Origin of the sequence: Dehalobacter restrictus DSM 9455 (assembly GCF_000512895.1) — a bacterium.
GTDB classification, from domain to species: Bacteria; Bacillota; Desulfitobacteriia; order Desulfitobacteriales; family Syntrophobotulaceae; genus Dehalobacter; species Dehalobacter restrictus.
In genome coordinates, this window is the sequence record NZ_CP007033.1 from 2,824,412 (window position 1) to 2,838,323 (window position 13,912).

The 13,912-nt window shown below is 47.1% G+C and carries 13 protein-coding genes and 2 pseudogenes; 2 read left to right on the forward strand and 13 right to left on the reverse strand.

Features of this window, described 5'->3' with window-relative positions; all coding sequences use genetic code 11:
• Positions 1–84: 84 nt before the first annotated feature.
• Both DEHRE_RS13440 and DEHRE_RS13445 read right to left on the reverse strand, forming a co-directional pair.
• Complete coding sequence (locus DEHRE_RS13440; protein ID WP_019224975.1) at positions 85–456, reverse strand: hypothetical protein; 372 nt, start codon at positions 454–456, stop codon at positions 85–87.
• A gap of 60 nt (positions 457–516) precedes the next feature.
• Positions 517–1,743 carry an O-antigen ligase family protein gene (locus DEHRE_RS13445; protein WP_025206217.1) on the reverse strand — a complete coding sequence of 409 codons (1,227 nt, stop codon included), beginning with the start codon at positions 1,741–1,743 and terminating at the stop codon, positions 517–519.
• 98 nt (positions 1,744–1,841) lie between these two features.
• Here DEHRE_RS13445 and DEHRE_RS13450 point away from each other — a divergent pair, with 98 nt between their 5' ends.
• Positions 1,842–2,963: a glycosyltransferase gene (locus DEHRE_RS13450; protein ID WP_019224977.1), complete on the forward strand. Its 1,122-nt coding sequence runs from the start codon at positions 1,842–1,844 to the stop codon at positions 2,961–2,963.
• 124 nt (positions 2,964–3,087) lie between these two features.
• Here the strand turns inward: DEHRE_RS13450 and DEHRE_RS13455 are convergent, their stop codons facing one another.
• From DEHRE_RS13455 to DEHRE_RS13485, 7 genes and pseudogenes are all read right to left on the reverse strand, one after another.
• Positions 3,088–3,819, reverse strand: a complete 732-nt coding sequence (locus DEHRE_RS13455) for a WecB/TagA/CpsF family glycosyltransferase (protein WP_019224978.1) — start codon at positions 3,817–3,819, stop codon at positions 3,088–3,090.
• A gap of 17 nt (positions 3,820–3,836) precedes the next feature.
• Positions 3,837–4,826: a rod shape-determining protein MreB gene (mreB, locus tag DEHRE_RS13460; RefSeq protein WP_019224979.1), complete on the reverse strand. Its 990-nt coding sequence runs from the start codon at positions 4,824–4,826 to the stop codon at positions 3,837–3,839.
• 222 nt (positions 4,827–5,048) lie between these two features.
• Positions 5,049–5,303, reverse strand: a complete 255-nt coding sequence (gene spoIIID, locus DEHRE_RS13465; protein ID WP_015044900.1) for a sporulation transcriptional regulator SpoIIID — start codon at positions 5,301–5,303, stop codon at positions 5,049–5,051.
• Positions 5,304–5,516: 213 nt separating this feature from the next.
• Positions 5,517–5,993: pseudogene (locus DEHRE_RS13470) on the reverse strand (hypothetical protein); the annotation flags it as partial.
• 3 nt (positions 5,994–5,996) lie between these two features.
• A complete protein-coding gene (gene spoIID / locus DEHRE_RS13475) occupies positions 5,997–6,932 on the reverse strand; it encodes a stage II sporulation protein D (RefSeq protein ID WP_019224981.1) in 936 nt (311 codons plus the stop codon).
• A 78-nt stretch (positions 6,933–7,010) separates the two neighbouring features.
• Positions 7,011–8,261: a UDP-N-acetylglucosamine 1-carboxyvinyltransferase gene (murA, locus tag DEHRE_RS13480; protein WP_019224982.1), complete on the reverse strand. Its 1,251-nt coding sequence runs from the start codon at positions 8,259–8,261 to the stop codon at positions 7,011–7,013.
• Between the two features lie 188 nt (positions 8,262–8,449).
• Entirely contained in the window at positions 8,450–9,082 is a 633-nt protein-coding gene (locus DEHRE_RS13485) for a hypothetical protein (RefSeq protein WP_019224983.1), read from the reverse strand.
• 218 nt (positions 9,083–9,300) lie between these two features.
• On the opposite strand from DEHRE_RS13485, the gene DEHRE_RS13490 reads away from it, so the two are divergent.
• Positions 9,301–9,603 carry a metal-sensing transcriptional repressor gene (locus tag DEHRE_RS13490; protein WP_019224984.1) on the forward strand — a complete coding sequence of 101 codons (303 nt, stop codon included), beginning with the start codon at positions 9,301–9,303 and terminating at the stop codon, positions 9,601–9,603.
• Positions 9,604–9,692: 89 nt separating this feature from the next.
• Here the strand turns inward: DEHRE_RS13490 and DEHRE_RS13495 are convergent.
• The 4 genes and pseudogenes from DEHRE_RS13495 to atpA form a co-directional block, all read right to left on the reverse strand.
• A pseudogene (locus DEHRE_RS13495) lies at positions 9,693–10,095 on the reverse strand (F0F1 ATP synthase subunit epsilon).
• 2 nt (positions 10,096–10,097) lie between these two features.
• Complete coding sequence (gene atpD / locus DEHRE_RS13500; RefSeq protein ID WP_019224986.1) at positions 10,098–11,501, reverse strand: F0F1 ATP synthase subunit beta; 1,404 nt, start codon at positions 11,499–11,501, stop codon at positions 10,098–10,100.
• 37 nt (positions 11,502–11,538) lie between these two features.
• Positions 11,539–12,387 (reverse strand): ATP synthase F1 subunit gamma, encoded by an 849-nt coding sequence (atpG, locus tag DEHRE_RS13505; RefSeq protein WP_019224987.1) that lies wholly within the window; start codon positions 12,385–12,387, stop codon positions 11,539–11,541.
• An 18-nt stretch (positions 12,388–12,405) separates the two neighbouring features.
• Positions 12,406–13,908 carry a F0F1 ATP synthase subunit alpha gene (gene atpA, locus DEHRE_RS13510; RefSeq protein ID WP_019224988.1) on the reverse strand — a complete coding sequence of 501 codons (1,503 nt, stop codon included), beginning with the start codon at positions 13,906–13,908 and terminating at the stop codon, positions 12,406–12,408.
• Positions 13,909–13,912 lie beyond the last annotated feature (4 nt).

The window sequence follows — 13,912 nt, forward strand, 5'->3', positions numbered from 1 at the left end:
AGGATTAGGCCCGCAGAAGGCAGCGGAGAAAAACAGAATTCTCCATTGTCTTTGGCTAATATGTAAAAAAGCACGCTTTTGTCCTTATCCTTTCTGAGTATATTGAACCGTCAGGCCAGGAAAACGTCTTTCCAGACGGGTCTTGGTTCTTTCCTGCTCGTCTTTAGGAAGATTGGCATTCTCCTGCGACAAATCTATGCTGACAATTATTCCCTCCTGCCTGTTTCGTGTTTTTCTGACCATATAAATTTCTTTTTCAATATCCTCATGGTCAAATTCCTTGGCCTCAATAGCCAAAACCGCATTGTCAGTGATTGTCTTCACCTGCCGCGTGTTGTTTGTTCTAAAGGCCTCAATCCGTTCAGACAGGGCATCCGGAAGCTCCCACTCATATTGTCCTGCCCATAACCAAAGAATAATCAAACCTACCGCCAATACACCATAAATAAGCATCATGTGCCTGACCTGCCTTTGCCGTATAATCATTAATTCTTCTGATTATTTCTATCATATGCTTCAGCTAAGCAAGGCGGTTCTGATCTTGTCCTGATTTTCTGTTTTTTCCCCGGTATTGAGCCCGACCAGCAGCCAGAATAAGATGCCGATAATCCCAAAAGACATATCCACATCAATCAGGCTGTGCAGTCCCAAAAATAGAGCTGCTGCTTTCGTACAGATCGTTCCAAGGTCATCTCCATTCCAAAGGTCCTGGACAAAACTCCTGAATCCTTGCCGTGCCCAAAGCATTAATAACAAAAGAGCAATGATCCCCTGATTTAAAAGCACCCGGCAAAATGAAGAATGGGTATCCAATGTCCAATAAGGGGTGGTCTGAATAAAGGGAAAACCGAGCCATCCTCCCGCCCGCGGCAGAAAATATGCATCTCTGGCAAGCCGGATACTATCAGCATAATACGTAATTCTTTCCGCCATGCTGGTATACGTCCAGGAACTTAAATGGCTGAATGGCACCTGTATACTCGAAACTGCAGGGTATAGGACAATGATCAAACAAGCAAGAAGTATTATTCTGACTGACGCCTGAGAACGCTTTTCGGTTACAGTTCTGATGCTATCCATATTTATAATATTTTTTTGAGTTAAAGCTCTTTTTTTTAGCAATAGAATCGGGATAAACAACAAAAGCAGCAGTATCGAAGCCCTTGATCCAGTGGATAGGATACTTATTCCCAGCAGCAGCAAGAAAAATGGGTTAAATCCCCTTTTTATCAATATTACCATTAATTGGCACCCAAGAAAAGCTGCAGCAGAATTCGGATATCCGAAACAGAAGGCATAGCGCCCTTCTTCCGGCGGGCCAGGCGGCAGCCAGATATTCTCACTTCCGGGCAGCCAGGACAGTACCACCGCCAAAATTGTCAACCATATCATTCTGTTTAAAAACCTATTTGCCCCCCCGGCAGCCGCCAGCTGTATTCCCCACAAATAGGCAGATAAATATACCAGCCAGCGGAACGCTTCCAGCCAGCCATCAATTGCCCTGACTGGACTGAATAGTCCCACCAGCGAAAAAAGGCTCAGCAGCAAAAAAATGCTCACCGGATTCCGAAATTTTTTTTTGGCGGCGATAGTTGTAAGACAAACTTGTTTCCAGTGAGCAATCGTGTAGAATATCAAGACAGCACCCAGGACAAGCCACTCTCGGATAAAAAAAATCCCGTGGCATATCATACCCAAAAACATAAACACACTTAGGAAATTTTCTGTCCTCCCATAATTCACCTTAATCCTCCGCAGGACTTGCAAGTCCAATCATATTTCTCTATCATATTTATAACAGCAGAGAAATATTATGCCAAAGGCTTTGGAGGAGGCAATCTATGTCGATTAATGTTCTTCATCTGATTGGAGGCGGCGAGATCGGAGGGGCTGAGCAGAACGTTCTGAATCTCCTGAAAAATCTGGACAGGCAAAGCGTAAATCCTTTTCTGGGTTGTCTGACCAAGGGCTCCGCGCTGGCACCATGCGCACAGTCTTTCGGCATCCCGTCTGAAATATTCCCCATGCAGTTCCCTTTTGACCTCTCCCCTTTGCCTACCATTATTGCTTTCTGCCGCAAACATAAGATTGCGTTAATCCATGCCCATGGCACAAGGGCTAACCTTCTGGGGCGGACCGTCGCGAGACTCACCAAGATCCCCTGCATTTCAACCATCCACAGCCTGCCGGAATACGATTATCCGTCTTCCCTCAAAGGCAGGATTTCTCTCTGGGTCGATAATCTCACCCTGCACTGGTCTGCCGGCATTATTGCGGTATCCGTCAGTCTCAGCCAATCCGCTGCCATCCGACTGAACAGGAAAGGATTAACTTTGCCGGTGAACGTGATCTATAACGGTAGTGAAATATTTTCATTCACTCAACCAGACCAAATGCTCAAAGCCTTCCGTGAACAATGGTCAATCCCGGATCATTGTCTTGTCATCGGAACGATTGGTCGTCTGCACCCGGTGAAAGGGCAGTTTTACCTGATTGAAGCGATGAAACTGCTTACTGCGGAAATCCCTGACCTTCATCTGCTCATCATTGGTGAAGGTCCTCTTCATAATCAACTGACCGAACAACTGAAGCTTTCCGGACTTTCATTTACGCTGACCGGCTACCTGCCTTCAGCCTGGCAGGCCCTGCCGGCAATGGATTTGTTTGTATTTCCTTCTCTGAGCGAAGGAATGGGACTAGTTTTACTGGAAGCCGCTCAAGCCGGAATCCCGATTATAGCTTCCAAGGTCGGCGGGATCCCTGAACTTCTGGAAGACCACAAGGAAGCCCTGCTCGTTCCGCCGGCTGACCCTGCGGCGATGGCGCTGGCCTGCAGCAAGGTGCTCAAGGACAGGGCTTTTTCTGCCGAAATGACTGCCAGGGCTAGGCAAAAGGCCAGCCTGTTTTCCATTGAAAAAATGGTTCAGGATACAATAACTTTTTATGAAAAAATAATAAGCTAAGTGCGCTGTAAACGGTCACTTAGCTTTCGTATATTATCTGAGTGAGTTATTTTCCTAATCGATTAGAATCATATTTATTCCCTATTAGAATCATCCGGTCAAGATTAACCGATATGAACCGTTTTTATTTATCAGATTCCGGGAAATATTTCTGTTTCAGAACCCTTAGAAGGTACAGTGGAAGTACAACTTGCCTTTTTATCCGGCCCGGTTCGCTGATCAGCCGGTAAAGCCATTCCAGTCCGGATTCCCGAAATACCCCGGGGGCACGTTTCACTTCTCCGGACAGTACGTCGAATGACCCCCCGATACCCATACTTACTTTAGCCAGCCCTGCGTGTTCATGATTCCAGTATTCCTGTTTGGGGGCACCCAAGCCAACCAAAAGAATATCCGGTGCAAAGTGACGGATCTGCCGGATGACCTCCGGCTCTTCTGCCTGCGTAAAAAAACCATGATGACACGCCAACGCTATCCCCGGGTACCGCAGGCTCTGCTGCCGAATAACTTTTTCTGTAATGCCCGGCTTCGCGCCCAACAGAAATACTCTCCATCCGTGACGGTTGCTTTCCCTTAATATCCCTGCTGTCAGGTCGATGCCGGTTACTCTTTCTTTGACTGGAAGGCCAAGTTTCCGGGCAGCCCAAACTACGCCGACCCCATCCGGTACGACAAGACCGGCTGAATTGATGACTGCTAGGAGATTGGCGTCATGTTCAGCTTTGTAAATTAATTCGGGATTTGCGGTCACAATCCGGAGTTGCTGCCCCAGCAAAATCGTATTTTTGATAGTTTCAAGGCAGTCCTGCAAACTAGCCGGATCAATACGCGTTCCCAATATTTCCAATTGTTTCATTTTTGTCCCCGGGATTCTCACTTGAAACTGTTTTTAAGGACTTTGCCCGTCCCTAAAGCGACACAGGAAATCGGATGATCGGCAAGGGTCACAATGAGTCCCGTCTCCTTAGAAATCCTCAGATCCAGGGAATTTACCATCGATCCTCCGCCGGTAAGTACGATTCCCCTGTTCATAATATCCGCAGCAAGTTCCGGCGGTGTACGCTCTAAAACATCTTTAACTCCGGCTACAATCACTTCCAGCGATTCTTCCATCGCTTTATACGTCATTTTTGAATCTACCATGATGGTCTTCGGGAGTCCGGTGATGAGATCTCTTCCTCTGACATCGATCTCCGTGTTGTCTGCTTTTCCTTCCTGAACGGCGCAGCCGACTTTGATCTTGATATCTTCCGCCGTTCTTTCTCCGATCATCAAATTGAATTCTCTGCGAATAAACCTGATAATCGATTCATCCAGTTTATCCCCGCCCATGCGGATGCTTTTTTTGGTTACGACCCCTCCCAGGCTGATTACTGCAATATCTGTCGTTCCACCGCCGATATCGACGACCATGTTTCCTTCGGGGCCGTATATGTCCATACCGGCCCCCAGGGCAGCTGCATAAGGTTCCTCAATTACTTTGACCTGTCCGGCACCGGCTTTCATAGCGGCTTGTTTTACAGCCCTTTCTTCAACTTCGGTGACTCCGGACGGTATACAGACAACAACTCTATTTTTAATAAAAGGCCAGTTTTTTATTCCCGCTTTTTTGAGTAAATATTTCAGCATGATTTCGGTGGTCTGATAATCTGCAATGACGCCATCCCTCATCGGCCTGATGACCATAATGCTTCCGGGAGTCCTGCCAAGCATCATTCTGGCCTCTTCGCCGACCGCAATTCTTCTACCTGTGTTCTTATCAATCGCAACGACCGAAGGCTCGTGCAAAACGATACCCCTGCCTTGTGCATAGACCAGAACACTCGCCGTGCCTAAATCGATCCCAAGATCAGTCCCAAACATCAGGTGCTGCCCCTTTCACTTCACGATTCTATTGGCTTGTCCCATGAAAATAAGAAAAACCTGGCAGACGCCAAGCATTTACATGCCGGGCGGCAGCCAAAATTGAATCTCCCTGGAGGGGAGATTCTTTTTATAACTTTGCTCATATTATTCGATGTAATTTTATGTTTTCCTCTTTCTTTCCGTTTTTTGCGACCTATTTTTCTGTCTGTCTTTTAGGAGCTAATCCTCCGTATGCATATATTTTTTCTTGGTTGCTTCTCCTCCCCGAATATGCCTCTCGGCTTTATTGCTTTCAAGGACATGCTTGACCTGAGAGGAAAGTCGTTTGTTAATCAACGGCAATCTTTCCGTTACATCTTTATGTACCGTCGACTTGGATACCCCAAATATTTGCGCGGTCTGCCGCACTGTACAGCTCGATTCTATAATATAGTTGCCAATGTCCAAAGCTCTTCTTTTGATATGTTCCTGCACTCTCCCTCTCCCCTTTGTACCTGCAATGTTTTAGTTCATTTATATGCTGGTACAAATGAAAAAGACATCCTAAAGAGGATGTCCCTTACTGGTAAATAATGTACACTGATTTGCAGGCAGGCCGCCTTTTTCCTAAATCAAACCCGCTATGGCCTTTCAGTATGGTCTTCCCCTGTTTCTGATCTTTGAGAAAAGCATTAAACAAGAAGGTATTTATGCCTTTGGTATTGCCCCATTTACTATTTTGACCTGAGATTCCGAGGCAACCGACCCCATAGAATCTTTTTCATATTCAAACATATCATCAATTGACTTAAGAAATTTGGCAGAAGCCTCGCCATGGCTTCCAATATAAATTCCTGCTTCGTGGAACCAGGAATCCTCTTTCGAGTTCCACGGATAGACCTTCATGCAACGCCCGCAGAAAACACCATCTTCGTTGGTTGCCCTGAATATAGTACACTTCTTCATATCACTATTCCAGCGAAGGTAACCGTTATGCTCGATTGATCCGCGTCCAGGGTAATTGCTTGGGCTTGGGCAATTTTCAGCACATTTTTTGCAGATCCTGCAGAAGTCCAGAAGCTCGAGATCTATTGGTTTATCCGGAGCTAGCAGCAAATCGGTAGTGACGGCATCCACTTTGTGTCTGAATCCCAAACGGGGATGAACTGTGCAGTCTCCGGTCCGGTATCAGTAAATCTTTTCAAGTTTTGTCCCTTGATAATAATGTCCCAGGATTTCCATGTACGATTCGCCTTTTAGAGCCAGGTCATTGGCCCCGTATTGTGACATTCCGACTCCGTGTCCTTTGCCGTACGTAACAAACTCAATTTCTGTTCCGCGGGTCTCCCATTCAAAATCGGTTGAGGAAAGCTGAAGCTTGCTCCGCAGTTCCGTTCCCTTGAAAACTTTGTTTCTGACAGCCAGTGTCTTTACCCGTCCGGCTTTCGTCCTTTCAATCAAGATGACATCGCTGTCCGAAAACTTTTCCGGGATCTGGGTGAAACCAAGAAGCTGATAAAATTCAGCACACTGAAAGATCTGATGTTTGACGAACCGTAGTGAATCACTTTCCCCGGACGGCACATTTTTGAGATAATCCAGATCAGTACTCCAAACGTCTCCAGCCTGCTCAGTCTTTTTCCGGCCGCAGCTGCTGTAGAAAAACGCATTAATCATTTTTCCCTGATACGTAACAACCTTCCCCCGTGTAGCTTTAACCGCATCTGCAATTTTGCGCTGGTATTTCCAGTAGTTGATGATTCCCCATTTTGTCCGCATTTCTTCATTGGTATTCCAGGCCTGCGTATTGACAGTGGTGTCCACATCAAAGTCGCTGCCCGCAGCGGATTCCATCCTTTTCAGTACATAGGTCCTGGCGGCAACAGCCTGGGCCTTTAACGCCTCTGCTTCAAACTGGGCAGGCATTTCGGCTGCAACTACCCCGACCAGGTATTCCTCTATGGGTATTGCTCTGATCTGGCCGTCTGCCAGTTTAACCCTTACCGGTATTCCCGGATCGTCCTGGTCTCCACCCCCAAACCAACTGATAAGCACGGGCAGTATTCCTACAAAAAAGATAACGGCCATGACAGCGGCCGTTATTGTTTTCATTCTTTTACTCACGTTTTGGCCTCCTGCGCAGTACAAGCATATCCTATTTGTATGCACAGGAGGGCAGCGATATGATACAAACGAAGTCGGTTATTCTTCTTTCGTGATATTGGCACCAATACCCCTTAATTTAACTTCAAGGTATTCATAACCTCTTTCAATATGATGGATCTCTCTGATTTCCGAGGTGCCATTGGCCGTCAGTGCTGCCAGAACAAGGCCCGCTCCGGCCCGCAAATCACTCGCACTTACGGTAGCGGGATGAAGGTTTTCCACTCCCTGGACAATCGCACTTCTGCCCTCAATCCGGATATCTGCGCCCATTCTTTTCAGTTCTTCGACATGCATGAATCTGTTTTCAAAAACGGTCTCTGTAACCATTGAAGTTCCATGGGCCCGTGTAAGCATCGCCATGATCGGCGCCTGCAAATCGGTTGAAAACCCCGGATGCACTTGGGTCTTAATGTCTACGGCATGATAGTTCCCTTTGCCAATGACTCTTATGCCGTCATCTTCCTCTTTATATACCACGCCGGCTTCATCAAGTTTGGCCAAAAGCGAAGTCAAGTGGACAGGGATGACGTTCCGCACCAAGACTTCCCCGCCGCAGGCCGCAGCCATCAAGATGTATGTTCCTGCTTCGATCCTGTCCGGTATAATCGTATGCGTGGTTCCATGAAGTTCTTTGACCCCTTCAATGTTAATGATATTTGTGCCTGCGCCGCGGATTTTACCACCCATTTCATTGATAAAATTGGCGAGATCAACAATTTCGGGTTCCTGAGCAGCATTCTCAACAATGGTCGTACCCTCAGCGTTTACTGCAGCCATCATGATATTCTCGGTTGCTCCAACGCTCGGAAAATCCAGATATATTCTTGCCGCTTTCAGTCTGGAGGCCGAAACGTCCAAAAAACCATTATCCATACGGACCTGGGCTCCCAGCAGCTCCAAACCTTTAATATGCCAGTTGATCGGTCTGGACCCGATTGCGCATCCACCGGGATGAGAAATCCTGATTCTGCCCTTGCGAGCAAGCAAAGGACCCATAATAAATATGGATGCTCGCATTTTGGATATAAGATCGTAAGGAGCCTCTATGTTTTCGATATCCCTGTTTTCAATATGTAATTTCTTGTTCTTTCTTTTAACCTTTCCCCCCAGAGATTCGATAACCTGCCCCATGACTTGAACGTCGAGCAGATCGGGGGCTTCCTCCAAAATAATCTTATCTGAAGTCAGCAGACTTGCTGCAATGATCGGTAATATGGCGTTCTTTGCCCCGCTGACATCCACTTTCCCTTCCAGTTCTCTTCCGCCTGTCACAACAAATTTGCTCAAATTATTGTCATCTCCTGACCTATTTCTAAACTACGATTATATCATGATCCGGTCCAAACAATCCAGTATTAATCATCCCATATCCGGTTTTCCATTTCAACAGTAATAGTTCTTTTCTACCGGTCTGTTTTCCTGCAAGCAGGAAAGAAAACTTATTCGTACTATGTCAACCTTAAAGTTATTGTATACTATACTTCCTCGAGGAGTGCCGGCAGCGCAAGTACAGTCCTTCCACCATTATCTCCGGATTTTCTGGTCACCGCCTGTATATTGATTGTATCCTTCCCGGCTTTAATACCCTGGCCTGATCCCCAGGTATAACCGGACAGAGCATACAGCGATGGAATATCCGTTTGTTGAATAATGCTGACAATGTTCATTTTAAAATAACGTTGGATATCAATTTCCTGATCAACGCTTTCTTCAAGGTATACTTTTGTTTCCCGGCTGGATAATCGAAGGTTCAGTACTTCATACGTGTTGAGAACATCACCTTCCTGGTCTTGATTAATTTCCAGCTCTGCGCTGTACTGATAGGCCGTTCTGTTGGCAAAGTCGCTCAGGACAGCTTTATTCCACAGCAAGCCGCTTGACTGCAAAACATTTTCTATTTCCTTCTGACTGCTGCTATCTTCCGTCCAGATAATATATTTTACCCGGGCATTTTGGCAAGATGCAAGTCCCGAATGAAGAAGCAGCACAAGATTTCTGTCAGGATTGCTTTGGGCTTTAATGCTACTGGCAATCCCGGCTGCTGATCCTGATAAGACGATAATGGTCAGGGATATGAACAAACAAAGCAAGGTCTTTTTTCCAGACACGCTCTCTCACTCCAGCTTACTGATTTTTAGTTGTCATTCCTGTCTTTAATTCAAATGTCATCAACTATTAATAGTTTGACCAAAGTGGAGATTCCCAAAACATAAGAGATTTTTTTAGATTTTTTAGATTCTTCTAGCTATGTTGCCAGAAGCCTTTTCATGGTAAAATGTTATATATCAATTTTCTTACAGGTACTCATCAGAAGGGAGCCACTTTAATGGAAAACAACAGCCTTGAGCATAAGCATCTCCATGCCCATTCCCATCCAAACAAGAAAAATGTCTTAAATCGCTTGGCCAGAGTAATCGGCCATCTGGAAGGTATAAAAAGAATGGTTGACGATGAAGTAGACTGCAGTGAAATACTGATACAACTGTCGGCTGTCCGCTCCGCACTTAACAATACCGGTAAAGTCATCTTGAGTGACCATATCAATCACTGTTTGGTTCATGCTTATGAGGAAAACAATACCGAAGTCATCGACAAACTGAATGATGCTATTGACAAATTTCTAAAATAAATGCGGAATAGATTATGACCAGGCAAGACAAGATAAGAAAAGGATGCAGCAATATGATCGCTGCATCCTTTTTACTTTTGAACCCAAGGCTATTTTTCTGTCGCTCTGAGCCTAGCGACAGCTCTTTTCAAGGCAACCTCCGCTCGGATGATGTCCGTCTCGGCCTGTTTTTCACCGAGGCGTTTTTCAGCGCGCTCTTTGGCCGCCTCTGCTCTCGCGACGTCGATAGATTCCGCAAGCTCGGCGGTGTCGGCCAGGATCGTTGCCTTGTTCTGGACAACTTCCAAAAATCCGCCGCCAATTGCCATTTTTTCCACTTTTGCCGTTTTGCGTATAGCGGACGACCCCGATTACCAGGTTGGCAATGAGTGGAGAATGGTTGGCTAAGATACCGAGTTCTCCTTCCGCTCCGGGTGCCAGGATAAATTCAACTTCCGTATTCAGAACTTCGCCGGCAGGTGCCACGACAACAAAGTTAAACGTTCCAGCCATGGTTATACAGCTCCCAACTGTTTCGCTTTTTCAACCGCCTCTTCGATCGTTCCGACATACCGGAACGCTTCTTCAGGCAGACTATCGTGCTTACCTTCGCAGATTTCTTTAAAGCTCCGAATCGTATCTTTGACCGGTACGTATTTGCCTTTCATGCCGGTGAAGGCCTCGGCTACACTAAACGGCTGGGAAAGGAAAATCTGAATGCGGCGGGCTCGGTTAACAAGAAGTTTGTCATCTTCGCTGAGCTCGTCCATACCAAGAATCGCAATAATATCCTGAAGCTCTTTATAACGCTGCAGGATCTTCTGCACTTCGCGGGCAACTTCGTAATGCTCCTGGCCAACGATGTCCGGGGTCATGATCTGGGAACTGGAATCCAGCGGGTCCACCGCCGGGTAAATACCCATTTCAGAAATCGAACGGGAAAGAACCGTTTTGGCATCCAAATGCGCAAAGGCCGTAGCCGGTGCGGGGTCCGTCAAGTCATCCGCCGGCACATAAATAGCCTGAACGGAGGTGATGGAACCTTTCTTCGTTGAAGTGATGCGTTCCTGCAGGTTGCCCATTTCCGTAGCCAGGGTCGGCTGATAGCCTACCGCCGACGGCATACGGCCCAAGAGTGCGGACACCTCAGATCCGGCTTGGGTAAAGCGGAAAATGTTATCGACGAAGAGGAGCACGTCCTGTCCCTGTTCATCACGGAAAAATTCAGCCTGGGTAAGACCGGTCAGTCCTACTCTTAAGCGGGCACCGGGGGGTTCGTTCATCTGACCGAACACCATGGTCATCTTGTTAATAACGCCGGATTCCTTCATTTCATTCCAGAGGTCATTCCCTTCACGGGTACGTTCACCAACGCCGGCAAATACGGAAATACCGCCGTGCTGGGTTGCGATATTATTAATGAGCTCCTGGATCAGAACGGTCTTGCCTACGCCAGCACCGCCGAACAGACCAATCTTACCGCCTTTAGCATATGGTGCCAGCAGATCGACTACTTTAATCCCTGTTTCCAGCATCGTATCTGTGGTTTCCTGATCGACAAACGGTGGTGCTTTACGATGAATCGGGAATTTTAGTTCCGTGTTCACATCGGGTAGATTGTCGATCGGTTCTCCCAAGACATTGAACATTCTCCCCAATGTTTCAGTACCGACGCTGACAGTGATCGGTGCACCGGTGTTCACGGCTTCTACACCCCTGGTCAGACCGTCGGTGGACGACATCGCAATACAACGCACGGTGTCGTTGCCTAGATGCTGGGCAACTTCCAAAGTCAGTTTGGAGTTCTTTACTTCGTTTTGAATGACAATCGCACTATAAATTTCCGGCAGGGCATCGGAATCAAATTCGATGTCTACAACCGGACCCATGACTTGAATTACTTTACCTATTTTTGACACAAGCTTGCAACCTCCTTTGATAAGGTACGAAAAGCAGCTACTCCAGAGCCGCAGCTCCCCCTACAATTTCAGAAATTTCCTTGGTAATCGCTGCCTGACGGGCTCTGTTCATCATTAAAGTCAACTTGCCAATCATTTCTTTGGCATTTTCCGTTGCTGAATCCATCGCCGTCATTTTTGCCCCCATTTCACTCGCCTTGCTTTCCAGGAGGGCGCTGAAAATCTGACTTTCAACATAGCTGGGGAGTAATTTATCCAACATTTGCTGGGGTTCAGGCTCGAAGATATAGCTGCCACTGGCCTTTTCTGCGGATGGTTCAATCGGCAGTAATTTGATAGCGGTTGGTTCCTGAGACAGAACCGAAATGAATTTGGAATAAACGAGGTAAACCTCATCTAATTCGCCGCGGGTATATAACCCAATGACATCTTTAGCAATGCCTTTGGCTTGGCTATAATTGGGGCTATCGCCCAATCCAGTAAACTGTGTAATGATTTCAATATTACGTCTGGTAAAAAAATCAATGCCTTTCCGGCCTACTGCTACCAAACCGGCTTGAACGTCCGTCTTTTCATCAAGCAGACTCCTGGTCATACGATTCAAGTTGGTATTAAACCCTCCGCACAGACCTCGGTCTGACGTTACGAGGATATATCCCACTTTCTCCACTGGACGTTTTTCCAGAAGCGGATGCCTTGCCTCCGCCTGGTTCTGAACAAGACGGGCTAGGACACTCTGAAGCTGTTTGGCATATGGGCGGGAAGCGATGACTTTTTCCTGAGACTTCCGTAATTTGGCGGCAGCTACCATCTTCATGGCTTTGGTAATCTGCTGCATATTGGCTACACTACGGATCCGTCTGCGAATATCGCGTACTCCTGCCACTTCATTCACCTACTCTTTCTAAGCTAAAAAGCCTTGCTTGAACTCATTGATGGCATCGCCGATTTCTTTCATGAGCTCGTTGGAAAGAGCTTTCTCCGTACGAATTTTCTCAGGGATCTGAGTCGTACGCATGAAGCGGAGAAGTTCCTGTTCGAATTCTTTCATTCTTTCCATTGGGACATCATCGATATAACCTTTAGTCGCCGCGAAGATGACGATGATCTGCTCTTCGACCGGCATCGGCTGATATTGTCCCTGCTTCAGGATCTCCATGGTTTTTTGGCCGCGGTTAAGTCTGGCTTGAGTCGCTTTGTCCAGATCAGATCCAAATTGGGCAAAAGCCGCTAATTCGCGATAAGCTGCCAGATCCAGACGGAGCTGACCGGCTACCTGTTTCATGGCCTTGATCTGAGCGTCTCCTCCAACGCGCGATACCGAGATACCGACGTTAATGGCAGGACGGAAACCGGAAAAGAACAGGTCTGATTCCAAGAATATCTGACCGTCGGTGATGGAAATAACGTTCGTCGGGATATACGCGGAAACGTCACCGGCCTGAGTCTCAATGATCGGCAGCGCTGTCAGTGAGCCGCTTCCCTTTTCTGGGGACAGCTTAGCCGCACGTTCCAGCAAACGGGAATGGAGATAGAAAACGTCGCCGGGATAAGCTTCACGTCCGGGCGGACGTTTCAACAAGAGCGACAGTTCGCGATAAGCAACCGCCTGTTTGGAGAGATCATCATAGACCACCAGAACATGCTGACCTTTGTCCCGAAAATACTCGCCAATCGCACAACCAGAATACGGTGCAATATAAAGCATCGGAGCCGGGTCGGAAGCTGTCGCCATGACAACGATCGAATATTCCATCGCGCCATGCTCTTCCAGCTTCTTCACAACACTGGCTACGGTCGACTGTTTCTGACCGATAGCCACATAAATACAGATACAATTCTGTCCTTTTTGATTAATAATGGTGTCTACGGCCAGCGCGGTCTTACCTGTCTGGCGGTCACCAATAATCAGCTCACGTTGTCCGCGGCCGATTGGCACCATGGAGTCAATCGACTTCAGACCGGTCTGCAGCGGTTCATTTACTCTTTTTCTGTCGACTACACCGGGAGCATCTGATTCTATCGGACGATATCCGGCTGGAATGATCTCCCCTTTGCCATCGACAGGTTGTCCAAGAACGTTGACAACGCGGCCAATTAAGCTTTCTCCTACCGGTACTTCCACGATCCTGCCGGTACGCTTGACCTGGTCGCCTTCTTTAATCGCAGCATAAGGTCCCAGGATAACGCAGCCGATGTTGTCCTCTTCCAGGTTCATGGCCATCCCATATATACCGCCAGGGAACTCCAGAAGCTCACCGGACATTGCCTTCTCCAAGCCATAAACACGCGCAATACCATCACCTACCTGGATAACGGTACCAACATCAACGACTTCGAGGGCTGATTCATAACGCTCGATTTGCTGTTTAATAATAGAACTAATTTCTTCGGGACGTAAATTCATCCTT